Below are 17406 nucleotides of genomic sequence, written 5' to 3' on the forward strand. Positions count from 1 at the left end.
ATCTGAACAGCTTGGTGCAGGAGCACTGCGCGGTGATCGTGGCTGTCGGGGCGTCAGAGGACCAGGCCGTGCGAGCGGTGGCGGGTGATCAGCCCGCGACCCGCTTTGTCGTGGTGGGTGATGGTACGTCCGATCGCAATGTCTCCATGGTCAGGCCCGGTGAAGATGCGCGAGTGCGCTCAGAGGTGGGGCGAATTGTGGGCAATCTGGTGAACTCAGTGTCAGGTTCATAAGGGCGGACGTTCTTGTCGCGCCCGAGCCGCCATCCGGGTGAACCGGGGCGAACTGTTCAGCCAGGGCAAAGATCTCCAAAAATGATCACTGGCCTTCTGGTCAATTGGTGAGGGCACTCGGGAGTATCGGCGCGTTTGCGTCTGTCATGCTTCCGTAAAGGGCTCCCCCATGTCTTCACGTCGAGCTCGTCGCACTGTTGCGCCGTCGCGCCTGTTCCCCCGCCGTTGGGTGGCGCGAGCGGTTGCGCTCGCGGTCGGGTTCCTCCTGGCATTCATGCCCACCGCGGAGGAGGCCATGGCGCAGGGGGCGACGCTGCCGCCACTCAGCCTGCCGTCGATGTCGGGGCTCCTGGCGTGGCTGCACTCCTCGCCGCTGCACCTCCCGCGCCAGACGGGCGGGTCGGCGAGCGGTCTGGCGCACACGGCGTCTACGGCGTCGACCCGGGCCGAGGGAGGGCGCGGTCGTAAGCCGGGCAAGGGCAAGGGGCAGCTGCCGGCGTACAAGCGCCACGTCCGGAGCGGCGGAACCTTCACAACGGGCCCGGCGGTCGTGCGCGGACACGACGGCTTCAAGGCGTCCACCAGCAAGCGGGTCGCCAGCCAGTCGTCGGCGACCGAGGACGTGTTCCGCAACGCCGACGGGACGACGACCAGGCGTCTGTACACCAGCCGCCACAACTTCCGCGCCGCTGACGGATCGTGGATGCCGATTGATACCTCGATGGTGAAGGCGCCGAGCGGACGGCTGACGGAACGGGCGAACGACCTGGCAGTGGACTTCGCCGCCAGGGCCGGGGACGCGGCGCTGGCCTCGATCGGGCTGGATGCCTCGCACCAGCTGTCGTACTCCCTCGACGGAGCAGCCGATGTCCCCGCAACGGTGGACGCGGACGGCACCGTGACCTACGCCGGGGCACTGCCGGGGACGGACCTGGAGCTGGTGCCGCTCGCGGACGGCGTCAAGGAGAAGCTGCTCCTCAACTCGGCCGACGCTCCGACCTCGTGGTCGTTCACCCTGAAGGGCAAGGGCCTGACTCCCCGGCTCGCCGGCGACGGCTCGGTGGAGTTCACCGACGCCCGCGGAAAGGTGACCGAGCGGATCCCGCATGCGTTCATGCAGGACGCCAGTGTGGACCCGAAGTCGGGCGAGCACGCCACCTCGCACGCGGTCCAGTACTCGCTGGCCAGGAAGAACGGCCACTGGGTGCTGACCATGAAGGCGGGTGCCTCCTGGGTCGCGGACTCCAGGCGGGTATGGCCGATCACGGTCGACCCGACGGTCACCGACGGGGCGGACACCTATGCCGAGACGGGCAACTCCGGTGACCACTCGACGGAGGACGTGCTGAAGGTCGGCTCCTACAACTCGGGGACCAACAGCGCGAACTCCTTCCTGCACTTCACCAACCTGGACAGCACGATCAGCGGCCAGAACGTGACGGCTGCGAGTCTGCATGTCTTCGACATCTGGGCGTCGACGTGTACGGCGGAGCCGTTCTATGTGTCTCCGGTCAGCGCCGCGTGGACGGCCTCGGCGGTGACGTCGTACCCCGGCCCGGCATGGGATGACGTGCTGCTCGGTTCGGTGACGACGAGTCCGGGTGCCGCCTGCACCAACAGCGGTGGGTCGCGGACCACCGGTGTGTGGATGACGGTGCCACTGGACGACTCGTGGTTCGACGGAGTCTCGCTGGGCACCAAGAACAACTACGGCCTGTCGCTGTACTCCACGACCACCGATGCCCTGCACTGGAAGCAGTTCGACTCCTACAACGTCGCCAGCACCAGCTACCGGCCGTACCTGGACCTGACCTACGTCGCGAACACGCCGCCGCAGATCGACACCCAGAACCCGCCGGACAACTACAACACCTCGACCCTGAAGCCGGAGCTGATTGCCTACGGTTCGGACGCGGACGGCTTCCCGGGCACCGCGCTGAAGTACCAGTTCCAGGTGCTGAACGCGACCACAAGCGCGGTGGTGTCCGACTCGGGGCTGATCTCCAAGGGTGACTGGCAGGTACCGTCGGGCAAGCTGACGTGGGCGAACACCTATGTGTGGCAGGTGCGTGCCTATGACGGCAAGGCCTACAGCCCATGGGAGCAGAGTTCGCTGGCCACGACGGTGCCGCAGCCGCCGGTGACCTCCAACCTGTCGCAGAACACCGACGGCCATGACTTCGACCCGAGTGTCGGCAACTACACCACCTCGGACACCGACGCCGATGTGCAGACGGTCGGCCCTTCCCTGAGCATCGACCGGGAGTACAACAGCCTGGACCCGCGCACGGACGGCGCCTTCGGCGCAGGCTGGTCGACGGTGGCGGACATGGAGGCCGCTGAGGTCAAGGACTCCACCGGCGCCGTCACCAGCGTCAACATCACCTACCCCGACGGCTCCCAGGTCGGTTTCGGCCGCAACGCGGACGGCAGCTTCGCCCCGCCGCCGGGCCGCTTTGCCACGCTGACCGCGACAACGAGCCCGGCCGGCTACAAACTGGTCGACAAGGACGACACCGCCTACCTGTTCCAGCAGCCGATCACCGGCCGGACGGGCGCTTACGCCGTCTCCGGCATCACCGACTACGCGGGCCGCGCGGAGACCTTCACCTACACCGGCGGCCAGCTCACAAAGATCGTCTCGGCGGTTTCGGGCCGGACGCTCGCCTTGACCTGGTCCACCCCGTCCGGGGCGACTGCGCCGCACGTGGCGACGGTGGCCACCGACCCGGCCACGACGGGCGACTCCAGCACGGTCGAGACGTGGCAGTACGCCTACACCGGCGACAGCCTGACCAAGGTGTGTCCGCCGGCGGACGCGACGCACTGCACCACCTACGTCTACCAGGCAGGTTCGCACTACCGCACCACGGTCCTGGACGCCGATCCGCTCGCCTACTGGCGTCTCGGTGAGGCCTCCGGCACCGCGGCGGGCGACGCGGTGGACGTGAACGAGGGCAAGCTGAACGGCACGTACCACAACGTGACGCTGGGCTCCGCCGGCCCGCTGGCCGGAAGCAAGGCGGCGACCTTCAACGGCACCAGTTCCTATGTGTCGATACCCAGCTCGGCGGGCGCGACCCCGTCCTATGTGACGGCCTCACTGTGGTTCAAGACCACCCAGGCCGGCGGGGTGCTGTTCTACTACGGCGACAAGCCGCTGACCGACTCCGACCCGGTCGCCCACACCAAGTACAACACCCCCGCGCTCTACATCGGCAGCAACGGCAAGCTGCACGGCTGCTTCGCCATGGCGGGCGGCTGCTACACACCCATCCAGTCCTCCGGCACGGTCACCAACGGAGCCTGGCACCAGGCGGTGCTCACCGGCGCCGGTAACACCCAGAGCATGTACCTGGACGGCGCGCTGGTCGGCAGCATGTCCGGGGAGATCCTGGACTGGAACCAGCCGTACGTCACCTTCGGCGCGGGTGTGGACACCCATGGCTGGCCGGACATGCCCGCGGACACACTCGGGCACTTCAACGGGCAGATAGCCGAGGCGTCGCTGTTCACACAGCCGCTCCCCCTGTCGGTGATCAACCAGCAGTACAAGGCCGCCACCACGGGTGCCCAGCTGCTGAAGACCATCACGCTGCCCTCGGGCAAGACCGAGAACAGCGTCACTTACAACGCGGTCGACGACACCATCTCCCAGGAGACCGACAACAACGGCGGGGTGTGGAAGCTCCAGCCGCCCACGGTCACGGGCTCCTCGCAGGTCTACCACTCCGCCGTGATGGGTGCGGGACCGGCGGGATACTGGCGGCTGGCGGACACGGCAGCGGCGCAGGCCGTCAACGAGGTTCACACCGGATACGGGACCTACAACAACGTCACCCTTGGCGCGGCGGGCCCGTTCGGTGCGGGCGACGCGACCGCAGCAACCTTCAACGGCACCTCCAGCTATGTCGAGGTTCCCTCCTCGCTGATGCACGCGACTGCGGACCGCACAGTGGAGTTGTGGTTCAAGACGGCATCGCCCGGTGTGCTGATAGGCGACCAGGGAAGCCCGATCGCCGGCACCACCACCTCGAGCGGCGGCTGGACCCCGGTGCTGTACGTCGGTTCGGACGGCAAGCTGCACGGCCACTTCTACAGCGTCTCCGGCTCGGGCTCCACAGCCTTCAGCTCCACCGCAGCGGTCAACAACAACGTCTGGCACCATGCGGTGCTCTCCGTCACGGGCACCACCCAGACCATGTACGTCGACGGCGTCCAGCAGGCCGCCTTCACCGGCGCGCCCAATGACCAGAGCAATGTGCACACCTATATCGGAGCCGGTTTCGCCAAGGGCTGGTACGACACACCGGGCGACGTCAGCTGGTTCAACGGTTCCATCGCCGAGGCGGCCTTCTTCCACCAGGGCCTGACCGCCGCCCAGGTCGCTCAGCAGTGGACGGCGTACAAGTCCTCCTCCGGCATCGCCCCCGTGCGCACGGTCAAGCTGCAGGTGCCGACCCAGGACGGGTCCACCAAGTACGTCACCTACGGCTATGACGTGCAGAACGGCGACCGCGTGCTGTCGTCGACGGATGCGCTGGGCAACCGCACCACCTACGGCTACGACACCTCCGGGTTCCTTTACACGGTCACCGACCCGGACGGGAACACCACCACGACCGGCCATGACGTGCGCGGCAACGTGGTGTCCAAGACCACCTGCCAGAACCAGGCCGCCAACGCGTGTTCCACCGAGTACTACACCTACTACCCGGACGACACGACCGCGCAGCCCACACCCGACCCGCGCAACGACCTGCTGCTCACCGAGCGCGACGGCCGGTCCTCGGGGCCGACCGACAACCATTACCTGACCACGTACAGCTATGACGCCTACGGCAACCAGACCGGCGTCACGACACCGCCGGTGCCTGGCTTCCCCAACGGGCGTACCACCAGCACCACCTACACGACGGCCACCACTCCGGCGGCGGACAGCGGCTATGCGCCGGCCTATCTGCTGGCCTCCACCGTCACCCCTGGTGGCGCGCGGCAGACCTACACGTACAACCACAACGGAGACCTGGCACAGCAGGTCGACCCCAGCGGCGGCACGGCGAAACTCACCTACGACAACATCGGCCGCCTGCTGACCAGGACCGCGATCAGCGACAGCTACCCCGCAGGGCTGGTCACCTCGTACACGTACGACAAGGACGACCAGGTCACCAGTGAGACGGACCCGCCGGTCACCGACCGGATCACGGGTGCGGTCCACACCCAGCAGACGGTGACCGCCCGCGACGTCGACGGCAACCCGACCTCCGAGACGATCTCCGACCTCACCGGCGGGGACGGCAAGCGCCGCACGGAGTGGACGTACGACACGGCCAACCGCGTCGCAACCGAGTCCCAGGTGGCGGCGTTCAATGCCGACGGCTCGGACAAGACGCTGCAGACCACCACCTACGGCTACGACGTGTACGGGAACACGGTCAAGGAGGTCGATCCCGCCGGAGGCGAGACCGACTACACCTTCGACGCCGACAGCCGGCAGCTGACGACCACCCAGCCGGGCTTCACCGGCGACCCGGACAATCCGTCCGCGGCCAGGACGCTGACCCTGGACTCCCGGTCGTACGACCCTGCCGGACGTGTGGCCTCGGTCACGGACTCGATGGGCTGGACGACGTCCTCCACCTACACGGACAACGGCCTGCTGGCCACGGTCACGCGCACGGACGCGGTCACGGATCCGCAGCACCCGAAGTCCTTCGTGCAGCAGGTGAACACCTACGACGCTGCCGGCAACATGGTGCAGCAGGTCACCAACGACGGCGCGACCACGACCGACTTCACCGTGGACGCGGCGTCGAGGACCACCTCCACCACCCTGGACCCGGCAGGGCTCGCACGGACCACCACGGTGTCGTACGACCCCGACGACCACGTGGTGACCAGCACCCGGACGGGCGCCTCCGGTGCGCCGGAGACCACCACGAGCACCTATGACGCCCTGGGCAACCCGACCTCCAGCACCGTCCACGACACCACCACCGCCCCGGTCGGCCGCTGGAAGCTCAACGAGACCTCCGGCACCACCGCGGCGGACTCCTCCGGGTCCACCCGCACCGGCGCCCTGCAGGGCGGTGCCACCTGGTCCACGGAGAACGGCGGCAGCGCCGTGTTCAACGGGACCGACGCGGCGGTCAGCACGGACGGCCCGGTGGTCGACACCACCGGCAGCTTCTCCGTGTCCGCCTGGGTCAAGGTCAGCGCAGCCGCCAAGAACTACACGGCCGTCGCTCAGGACGCCAACTGGCACTCCGGTTTCTACCTCGGGTACGAGCACTCGACCAACAAGTGGGCGATCCGCAGCCCTGACAAGGACTACTCCGGAGGTTCGGCAAGCGCACAGGGTGTGTACTCGACCGCAACGGCGGTCCAGAACCAGTGGACGCATCTGACCGCGGTCTTCGACCAGCAGGCAGGCACCATTGCGCTGTATGTGAACGGCGCCCTGCAGGGCACCACGCCGCGCACCTACACCATCGGTTCGCACGGACCGCTGCAGATCGGCCGGGCCCTGTACGCGGGTGCATACACGGACTACTTCCCCGGCGGCATCTCGGACGTCCAGGTCTACTCCAGTGCGCTGAGCGCCTCGCAGGTGTCGAGCGTGTACGCGGGTACGCAGCCGGTTGCGGGCAGCACCGTGCACACCACTCGCCAGCACCTGGACCAGCGGGGTCTGGCGACCTGGTCCGCGGACGAGAACGGCAACATCACCTCGTACGGCTACGACGAGGCCGGCCAGCTCGCGGTGGTGACCGCGCCGACGGTGAACGCCGAGACGGTCGACCCGAGTACGGGCACATCGTCGGTGGCGGCGGCCCACCCGGTGTCGTACACCGGGTACAACACCTTCGGCGAGGTGGCGGAGAGCAAGGACCCGAACGGGAACGTGACCACCAGCGCATACGACCCGCTGGGGCAGCAGACCTCGACGACGCTGCCGTCGTACACGCCGCCGGGCTCGTCGGTGCCGATCACCCCGGTGACCTCCACCGAGTACAACAGCGCCGGTCAGATCACCGCTGAGATCGACGCGTTGAACAACCGGACGACCTACGTCTACGACCAGCTGGGCGACCAGGTGGATGTGACGGAACCGGGCGGCCGCACCACGCACACGACGTTCGACACCAACGGGGACCAGCTGTCGGCGACGGACCCGACGGGCGCGACCACCCAGGCGACCTACGACTACCTGGGCCACCAGCTCACCTCGACACAGGTGGAGCGCAAGCCGTCGCAGGCCGCGTACACCACGGTCAACCACTACGACGCGTCGGGCGGCTGGCTGTCGTCCAGCGTCTCCCCGACCGGTGTCACCACCTCGATCCAGTACGACGCGGCCGGCGAGCAGACCACGGTGGTCGACGGCGCCGGCAACCCCACCACGTACACCTACGACCTGGACGGCCGCCAGACCAAGGTCACCAACCCGGACCAGACCGCGTCCACGGCCACCTACGACGCCTTCGGCAACCAGACCGGCACCGCGGACCTGGACGCCACGGGCATGGTGCGGCGCACCACCTCGTCGCAGTACGACGCGGCCGGGAACCTGGTCTCCGCCACGGACGGCAACGGGCACACCACCACCTTCACGGTGGATCCGACCGGCCTGGTGACCAAGGAGGTCCAGCCGGTCTCCGCCTCGGAGTCGATCACCACATCCTTCGGGTACGACATGGCGGGCAACCGCACCCGGTTCACCGACGGCCGCGGGTTCGACGCCTCCGGCGCCCCGGTGGCGGGCCATGACTTCCTCACCACGTACAACCCCTGGAACCTGCCGGAACGGCAGATCGAGCCGTCCACCCCGGCCTACCCGGCCGTGGCCGACCGCACCTTCACCGCGGTCTACGACGCGAACGGGCAGGTCGCGCAGCAGCTCTCCCCCGGCGGCGTCCAGATCACCAACAGCTACGACGAGGTCGGCGACCTCACCAAGCAGACCGGCACCGGGGCCGAGGTCGCCACCGCCGACCACAGCTTCGGGTACGACGCCGCCGGACGTATGACGTCGGCCGCGGCACCGGGCGCGGACGACACCTTCAGCTACGACGACCGCGGCAACCTGCTGTCAGCGGGCGGACCCTCGGGCAGCTCCTCCTTCGCCTACACCGGGGACGGCCAGATGTCCTCGCGTACGGACGCGGCGGGCACCTCGAGCTACGGCTACGACACCGCGGGCCGCCTGAAGACGATCAACGACGCGGCGAGTGGCTCCGCCGCGACGGTCAGCTACAACACCATGTCGCTGCCGACCCAGATCAGCTACGGCGCGGGCAAGGCGACCCGCACGCTGGGCTACGACTCGTTGCACCGCCTGACCAGCGACGTCCTGGCCAATCCCAGCGGGTCCACCGAGGCCTCCATCGCCTACGGCTACGACCTGAACGACAACGAGACCTCCAAGACCACCACCGGAGTGGCCGGCGCAAGCGCCAACACCTACACCTACGACTGGGCCGACCGCCTCACCTCGTGGAACAACGGCACCACCGCCGTGGCCTACAGCTATGACGCCTCCGGCAACCGGACCCGGGTCGGCGGCGACACCTACACCTACGACGCGCGCAACGAACTGACCTCGGACGGGCACAGCACCTACGCCTACACCGCCCGCGGCACCCTGCGCTCCACCACCGACGAGCTCGGCAAGAACACCGCGACCGCGGCCGACGCCTTCAACCGGGTGATCAACGCCGGCGGGCAGACCTACACCTACGACGGTCTGGACCGTGTGGTCACCGCGGGGGACGGCGTCAGCAACCAGACCTTCGCCTACACGGGCACCGGTAACGACCTGGCCTCCGACGGCCAGAACAGCTACGGCCGCGACCCGAGCGGCGCACTGGTCGGCATCAACGCCGGCGGCACCAAGGTGCTCGCCATGACCGACCTGCACGACGACGTCGTCGGGCAGTTCACCGACGGCGGCAGCGCGCTCACCGGGTCCACGACCTACGATCCCTTCGGCAAGATCACCGCGACCAGCGGCATGCTCGGCCAGCTGGGCTACCAGTCCGAGTGGACCGACCCGAACACCAGCCAGGTCGACATGGCCGCCCGCTGGTACAACCCCAACACCGGCCAGTTCAACAGCCGCGACACCGTCGGGCTGAACCCCGTACCGGACTCCGTCAACGCCGACCGCTTCGCCTACGCCAACGACAACCCGCTCACCGTCACCGACCCCACCGGCCACTGGGGCTGGTCCAGCTTCACCCACGCCGTCTCCTCGGCATGGCACGCGACCACCAGCGCGGTGTCCTCGGCCTGGAACTACACCAGCAGCTACGCGTCGTCGTCCTGGTACGACTCGATGAGCTACATGCGGTCGGCCTACCACGCCGCCGCAACGGTGGCCAAGAAGGTCGTCCACACGGTCAAGCACTACGCGAAGAAGGTGGTCCACAGGATCAACGACGCGCGGCGGTACGTCGTCCACTACGTCAAACACGTCTACCACCGCGTGCGCCACTACGTGCACCACGCCATCAAGAAGGCAAAACACTTCGTCCACTCAGCAGTCAAGGCCGTCAAGCACGCCGCCAAGGCCATCGGCAGAACCGTGAAGAAGGCTGCCAAGGCAGCAGCCAAGTTCGTCAAGAAACACGCGGCCACCATCGCCTCCGTGGCCACCGGAGTCGCCGTCTTCGCCGGCTGCGCGGCCACAGCCGGAGTCGCCACCTTCGGCGTCGGCATGGTCGGCTGCGCCGCACTCGCGGGCGCCGCAAGCAACGCGGTCGGCTACGCCATGGCGAACAAGGGCCACATCACCGCCGGAGGCCTCCTCGCCAGCGCCGCAATCGGCGCCGTCTCGGGAGCGGTCGGCGCTGCCGCCGGCGGGGCACTCGGCGAGGTCGTCACCCCCATGGTCAGCGAGGCCGTCAGTGGTCTGAGCGCAACCGCTGGACGGGTGGTCGGCGGCGCCGTAACCGGAGCCGTCTCCGGCGCAGCCGGCGGCGCCGCCAGCGGTGCGGCGGATTACGCGGGGGGCTGTGCAACCGGTGGCGACTGCAGCCTCGGAGGCGCTGTCCACGCGGTGGCATCCGGGGCTGAGAGCGGCGCCGTCGCGGGAGGCGTCCTCGGTGCCGCGGGGGGCCTGAAGAAGGGCGCAGGCTGCGGAGGCCCGCACAGCTTCACCGCCACCACCGGCGTCCTCCTTGCCGCCGGCCTCTCCAAGCCCATCAGCCAGGTCAAGGTCGGTGACCTGGTTCTGACCGCCGCACCGGGCGACAAGAAGAAGGAGCGACACCGCGTCGACCGCGTCATCGTGACGAAGACCGACCACGACTTCGTCGACGTCACCGTCGCCACCAAGACCGGATCGCAGACGATCCACACCACCAAGCACCACCAGTTCTACGACGCCACCACCAACTCCTGGACCCAGGCCGCCAACCTCAAGGCCCACGACAAGCTCCAGAACGCCTCCGGCGGCACCACCGAGATCGTCAGCACCCGCATCTACACCGCCACCCAGACCACCTACGACCTCACCATCAACGGCCTCCACACGTACTATGTGGAGGCAGGCAGCACCCCGGTGCTGGTGCACAACTGTGGTGGTGGGGATCCTGATCACGCGGACAATTGCCTTTGCGGGACGAACGGGCCAACTCGTTTGGCGGTCACGCCTGGGGAGGTCGGTTCCTTCAAGGATCTCAACAGTCGGTCCAGGGTCGGCGACGGCCTGACTCCGGATCACATTCCGCAGGCCGCTTCGAACCGCTTGCCGAATCGCGGTGATTACGCATCAGTGATGCTGACGGACGCGGAACATGCCCTCACGCGGGACTTCAAGGGCGCAGGAATTCGAACTAAGCGTGTTGATGCGCCACTCACGTTCCGGCAGGTGGTAGCGGCCAAATTGTGGAATTACCGGTCCATCGGCCAGCAGTTGTACAATGATCCCTCCTACTTCAACGAGCAGATAACCGGTGTCCTTAATTTCTACAGGACCAACTATCCCGGCCTGCTCGACCGGCCGGCTCCGGGTGCGACTGGTGAATGGGGAAGGTAGTAGAATCCGTTTCGGTTTTTATCCCAATGGCAGGAGGGAAGTGTCGTGATCCGTCCGGAGGTCGCTGAATTCATTGCTCTGGGCAAACTCCCGTCCGAGGACGGTGAGCCGGACGAAGCCCTTGAAGCTGCCGTCGAACGTGCCGGAGATCTCCTGGATCGCATTGCACGCCCTGTGACCGACGAGGAGGCTCACGCTCTGGCCGACTGCTTCGGCAAGGACGAGTGCTTCGGTGTGGGCTGGGTTCTCCTGCATCTCATCGAGACGGCTCCTCATGCGCGTGAAGACCAGCCTGAAGCCGCGCGACGATGGCGCACCGGTCTGACGACCTAGCCGACCTGACATGGCAGCGACGCTGTGCGCCTCCCAGACATCGGGAGGTGCACAGCGCGGTCGAGGACGGTCGCGGTCATGTGGTTCGCGAGTCGCGGCAGCCGAACCGATCGCGGGAGGGCATGCAGGGCCGGGTCAGGTCCGAGGCGCAGCAAGGTTCCGGCCGGGGGTTCATGCGTTGGTCACGGCCCTACCGTCGCGCCGGGCCCGACGTGCCGCAGGGCGGCCGCCCACGAGTGGCCGGCCGCCCTGCGGTGTCTGCGTGTCGCCGTCCCAGCGGCGGCGCTGCCCCACGGGCGTCGAGCGCGGGCTCGGAGGGCGGGTGGCGGAGGTCAGCCGACGACGGCGACCGGGGCGTCCCAGGCGTCCTCGTCGATGTTCATGCTGACCCCGTTCCAGGTCTGGCCGGCTCCGCCCACGTACTGGTGGCCGCGGCGGTGGCCGGTCCACAGGGTGGGGGAGAGGTAGTTGCTGGTGGTGGTGTCGTCGGTGCCGTTCCACTCGGCGTACCACATCACGTCGGGCAGATCAGTGGTCGCCGGGGTGGCGCTCGCGGCCTTCGCCATGTCGGCGGCGCCGGAGCCGGCGCTGCTGTAGAACCCGGCCCAGTAGCCGTGCGCGTGCACGGTCTGGTTCCAGGCCCGGACGTAGGCGAGGACCGCCCGGCTGCAGGTGGCGTCGCGGTTGTCGTAGTTCTCGACGTCCACATAGAGCGGGCTGCCGGGGCGCAGGCCCAGGGCGGTGGCACTGGTCACGGCGTCCGCGCCGTCCGCTGCGCCCTGGGTCGTGGCGGCGGTCGCGGCGTAGCGGACCTTCTTGTTGGCGTTCGTGGTGCAGTAGGGCTGCGATCCGAAGTAGATCGGGATCAGCTTCCACCCGGTCTGCGAGACGCTCCTGACCCAGTCGGGCGTGAGGTTGGGCTGTGCGCACCCGCGGTTGGCCCCGCCCATGTAGATGCCGACCGTCCGGTAGGGCGAGGTCCCCCACCAGGCGTTCATGGCGTCGGTGCCCGGCGCGGTGCAGGTCTCGAAGGCCTCGCCGGCGTACAGCGCCGGTGCGGTCAGCTGCACCTTGACGGGGTGGGACGAGGAGATTCCGGTGGCGGACAGGGCGGTCGCCCCGACCACGGCGCGAAGGCTGGTGGTACCCCAGGAGGGCGCCGGCCAGCTGAAGGTGGTGCACAGGTTGCGGGCGGTGGAACCGCTGACGCAGGTCCTGGCCGCCGAGGCGGTGACGGACTTGGAGGTGACGGTCTTCCAGGTCGTCCCGCTCAACTTCTGCAGATAGACCGTGCGCTTGCCGTCGAAGGTCGTCCCGGTGAAGGTGAGCGTGGCGCTGTGTCCCCAGGTCACGCCGCTGGGCACACGCAGAGCAGCGGAGGTGCTGTTGAGGTGCGTGGTGGCGGTCGCGGTCACGCCGGTACGGGACTTGTAGCTGCCCGCGGCGGGGACGTAGATGCGCAGCGTCAACTTGCCCGCATACGTGCTGGTCGTGCGGACGGAGAAGGTGTGCGTGGAGGTGGTGCGCCCGGCGGCGATGGTGTGCCATGCGCCGGAGTAGTACCGCTGGAAGTCCACGGTCCGTCCGGCCGGGCCGGTGGCGGTTCCGGTGGCCTGGAGATAACCGCCCGCGTTGGTCTGGTAGTGCAGGTACCAGTGGGCGGTGGTGGTGTGGGTGGGCGTGGTCGCGGCCGCGGCCTCGGTGGCCACGGGTGCGCCGAGCGCCAGGAGCGCTGCGGCTGGCAGGACGGCTATTCGCCGTGCGATTGGCATCTGGTCCTCTCGCGGGTGGGCAGTGCGGTGCTCAGCACCGCCGGTGAGCGGGTGAGCGGATGTGCGGGTGAGCGGATGTGCGGGGGGCGGCGCTGATCCCGGGGGCTGTATGCGGGATCCGGTCTCAGTGCGGCGCTGCGCGGCCGGGCTCTGCGGTGTTCGGAGTCCCGTTGCGGGAGGAGTCTGCCAGCCCCTCAGCGGCTCGGGTGGGCCGGGACGGATTTTCCTGGTGACCGGACGGTGAGCGGCGCCCTGCGGTTGCCATCTCCCGTACCGCACAGCGGACATGAAAGGGCGGAGGCGCTTCGGCATGGAGGTCCGCCGCTGTGTGCGGAACGGTCCGGAAGGGCACCGGGGACGCTTCTGCGAGTCCGGGTGCGGCGGTACGCCCCGCAGTCGCGGCGTTCCCGTGGCAGCGACCAGGCAATCGGGGAGCACGGTCGGCGCGGAGCCGGACCCGCATTCCCTGTCCGCTCCCTGATCCGCCGGTCCACGGCGCCGCCGTGCGGCCCGGCCGGTGGGCTGCGAACCTGCCGCTCGTAGCTCACCCATGGCCGGCGGAACGGCAGCTGTCGGCTCGACAGTTTTTCCGCCGCGCATCGGCTGCACTCGCTCACCGTCCGGTCGTCCGGTGAAGGAATGGCTCTGATCCCCAGGGGGCCGCAACACCCGGTCACAGCCGGCGCGAGACCCTCACCCTGCGCACATCCCGGCACCGCCGGTTGCGCCCCTCAATTCCCCTGACAGAACTGGATGTCCGGCCGTCAGCTACGACCACTACAGTTCTCCACGGCGCGGCAGGCTTTCCCCTGTTGGCCTGTTTCTGTGGCGTCCTGGGCAGCTGCCAGGCTGCGCCGCCGTGCACCGTGTGCATCCCTGGGGGGAACTTCACCTTGCGACGTACCACTTTTGTGTCCACTGCGGTCGTGACGGCACTTGCCGCGTACGCACTCGGTGGCCCCGCGCAGGCCCATGCCGATGACGCTCCCGGCGCTGCCCCGGTACTCGAGTCCGCAGCCGGGGACGCCGGGCACCCCGGGGTGCTGTACGTCAAGGCCCGCTCCGGCAGCCCCATCACCCACATCACCGCCCACTTCTTCCCCTCGGACAGCCCGGAGGGGACACCGGAGGCAGGCTCCACCGATGCCTTCACCCCGCAGGCGGGGCAGCTGCCCGACGGGGCGTGGTCGGCCCCCGTCCAGCTTCCGGACCTGGGCGTCTATCGGGTGACCGTCGACCTCCAGGACGCCTCCGGGGCCACCGCCACGGGACTGGCCAGCAGCAGCCTCCTGTACTACCAAACGGTGCTCACGGTCCCCGACCTGAGCGTGACCCCGCTGGCTCCGGACTATCTGCACCAGAAGGTCACCATCACCGGCACCCTGCTTGCCGAGGACCCCCGCCACCCCGAGACCCCGGATCCCGCCGTGGGCGGGGACGCCTACGTCAACACCTGGCACAGCTACCTCAACGTCCGTGCCGGGGCCGACGGCCGCTTCACCGTGGCGGTCGTCCCCACCGAGCAGAACATGTTCGTCAGCGTCCAACCGCTGCCCTATGCCGCCCTCCCCTCGGCGATCCTGCTGCGCAGCGCGGTGCAGCAGGTGACCACGGTGAAGGCGGCCACCCGGCTGTCGGTGAGCACCCACGCCCTCAACCTCCGGCAGGGCACGAGTGCCGACGTCACCGGCCTCGCCGAGATCCAGACCAGCGCCGGGTGGCGGCCGCTGCCACGGACACGCGTCATCTACTTCGGCCGGGCCTCCTACGGAGACTTCGGCGTCGCCGAAGCCACCACGGACAGCCAGGGCCACTACGTCATGCACGTCCCCACCCTCACCCCCGCCGTGGTCGGCGAGGTCATGGTCGGCGACGGGCCGTTCCAGCAGATCTCCTCCCAGCCCCTGAGCCTGCACGTGGCGTAGACCACGCACATCACCATGGGGGCGAGTCTCGACGAACACTCAAAGCTCCACATCGGAGGCTGGGTCGACTACTCCGACCCCCGTGCCCACTGGCCCAAGAACCCCACCGTCACCATCGAGTACTCCAAGGACGGCAGGACCGGCTGGAAGAGCGCCTCCACCGTCCCCTTCAAGCTGCGCTACAACAAGCCCAACTACGGTGAGTCCTTCTCCCGCACCTTCAGTGCGCCCAGCGACGGCTACTGGCGCGCCCGCTTCAACGGCAACCCCGACCTGGCCTCCGCCACCACCCCCGCCGTCCACCTCCGGCGTTACGCCACCCGGATCATCGGCTTCAACGTCTTCCCGGAGCCGATCCGCAAGGGCGGCTATCTCCATCTGGCCGGCACCCTGCAGTACAAGTCGGGCACCACCTGGAAGTCCCTGTCGTACGGCTCGCCCGCCCTGTACTTCCGCCCCCGGGGCGCGGCCACGTACCGCTTCGTCTGCGACCTGACCACCGACCGTTACGGGCGCATCACCAGTCACTGGGAGCAGGCCACCCGGGACGGCACCTGGGCCGTGGCCTTCAACCGGCAGACCGGCGAGCACTACCTCAACAGTCCCGTGGTCAGCGACTACGTCGACGTGCGCTGACCACCACGGGGCCGGGACCGCAGGCGCTCCGGAGGGTCAGCGGCCCACCTCGCGCAGCCGGAAGTCCTCCACCGTCTCCCGGCGCATCAGCAGCCTCGCCCGGCCGCCGCGCACGGCGGCCAGCGCGGGCCGGCCGACCAGGTTGTAGCCCGAGGCCATGGACAGCTGGTAGGCGCCCGCCGTGGGGACGGCCAGCAGATCGCCGGCCCGGATGTCGGAGGGCAGGGGTACGTCGTGCACCAGGATGTCGCCCGCCTCGCAGTGACGGCCGACCACGTCCACGAGCCGGGGGGCGGCCGAGGAGGACCGGCCGACCAGCCGGGCGGTGTACGCGGAGCCGTAGAGGGAGGGGCGCGGATTGTCGCCCATGCCCCCGTCGACCGCGACATGCATCCGTCCGCCGGTGGAGCGCTTGACGCTGAGCACCCGGTACAGCGCGACCGCGGACGGACCGGCCACCGCACGGCCCGGCTCCAGCAGCAGCCGCGGCGGACGCAGGCCCAGCCGGCGGCACTGCCGGGCCAGCCGGGCCGGCACCCGGGCCGCGAAGTCGGCCAGGTCCAGGCCGGGCTCGTCCGCCAGGTACGGCACCGCATGGCCGCCGCCCAGGTCCAGTTCGTCGACCGGTGCGCCGAACCGGGCGTGGATTCGGGCGGCCAGCTCGGTCATCCGGTCCACGGCCTCCAGATAGGGCTCCACCGAGGAGATCTGCGACCCCAGGTGGCAGTGGAGTCCGGTCAGCCGCAGGCCCGGCTGGTCCAGGATCCGCCGCACGGCCTCCTCCGCGGCACCGCCGGCGACCGGGAAGCCGAACTTCTGGCCGTCCACCCCGGTGCGCACGGCCGGATGGTGGCCCGCGGCCACCCCGGGCACCACCCGCACCATCACTGCCTGCGGGGCCCGGGAGGAGGTGAGCGCCGCGAGCCTGGGGATCTCGGAGAGGTTGTCGATGACGATCCGGCCCACTCCCAGCCGTACCGCCGCCGCCAGTTCCTCAGGCGTCTTGGCGTTGCCGTGCAGCAGGATCCGCTCCGCGGGGAAGCCGGCCAGCACGGCGAGGTGCAGTTCACCGCCCGAGCAGACGTCCAGGCCGAGCCCTTCCTCGGCGACCCAGTCCGCCATCGAGGTGCTGAGGAAGGCCTTGGCCGCGTAGAGGATCTCGGCGTCGGGCAGGGCCTGCCGGTAGGCGCGGCAGCGCCTGCGGACCTCGTCCTCGTCCAGGACGTAGAGCGGGGTGCCGAAGCGCTCGGCCAGCGCGCTGAGCGGCACCCCGCCGACCAGCAGCTCACCGGGCCCCTCGGCGGCCGCCGCCGAGGCCGGCCAGGGTGGTCCCAGCGGGTCGCCGGGACCGGCCGGCCCGGTGGGGCGGACCGGGGACGGCTGCGGGGGAAGGCCCGCGGACTGCGGGGGGATGTGCGTGGTCGCCGTCATGGCGAGGACTCCCTTCGGGGTCACAGCGGGGC

6 protein-coding genes are annotated in these 17406 nt (G+C 69.2%); 4 read left to right on the forward strand and 2 right to left on the reverse strand.

Features of this window, described 5'->3' with window-relative positions; translation table 11 throughout:
• The first annotated feature begins 507 nt into the window (after window positions 1-507).
• Complete coding sequence (locus AOK09_RS04255; RefSeq protein WP_245687103.1) at window positions 508-11277, forward strand: LamG-like jellyroll fold domain-containing protein; 10770 nt, start codon at window positions 508-510, stop codon at window positions 11275-11277.
• 45 nt (window positions 11278-11322) lie between these two features.
• Complete coding sequence (locus AOK09_RS39920; protein WP_157875794.1) at window positions 11323-11610, forward strand: hypothetical protein; 288 nt, start codon at window positions 11323-11325, stop codon at window positions 11608-11610.
• A gap of 332 nt (window positions 11611-11942) precedes the next feature.
• On the opposite strand, the gene AOK09_RS37265 is transcribed toward AOK09_RS39920, so the two are convergent.
• Window positions 11943-13382 carry a glycoside hydrolase domain-containing protein gene (locus AOK09_RS37265; protein WP_157875795.1) on the reverse strand — a complete coding sequence of 480 codons (1440 nt, stop codon included), beginning with the start codon at window positions 13380-13382 and terminating at the stop codon, window positions 11943-11945.
• A 926-nt stretch (window positions 13383-14308) separates the two neighbouring features.
• On the opposite strand from AOK09_RS37265, the gene AOK09_RS04270 reads away from it, so the two are divergent.
• Together AOK09_RS04270 and AOK09_RS04275 are read left to right on the forward strand one after the other, a co-directional pair.
• Window positions 14309-15307: a hypothetical protein gene (locus AOK09_RS04270; RefSeq protein ID WP_157875796.1), complete on the forward strand. Its 999-nt coding sequence runs from the start codon at window positions 14309-14311 to the stop codon at window positions 15305-15307.
• 15 nt (window positions 15308-15322) lie between these two features.
• Window positions 15323-15943 carry a hypothetical protein gene (locus AOK09_RS04275; RefSeq protein ID WP_055585756.1) on the forward strand — a complete coding sequence of 207 codons (621 nt, stop codon included), beginning with the start codon at window positions 15323-15325 and terminating at the stop codon, window positions 15941-15943.
• Window positions 15944-15979: 36 nt separating this feature from the next.
• On the opposite strand, the gene lysA is transcribed toward AOK09_RS04275, so the two are convergent.
• The gene (gene lysA / locus AOK09_RS04280) at window positions 15980-17398 is read right to left on the reverse strand and encodes a diaminopimelate decarboxylase (protein WP_245687105.1); all 1419 of its coding nucleotides are present in this window, start codon (window positions 17396-17398) and stop codon (window positions 15980-15982) included.
• Between the last annotated feature and the right edge of the window lie 8 nt (window positions 17399-17406).

It is taken from the genome of Peterkaempfera griseoplana, from assembly GCF_001418575.1.
GTDB lineage: Bacteria > Actinomycetota > Actinomycetes > Streptomycetales > Streptomycetaceae > Peterkaempfera > Peterkaempfera griseoplana.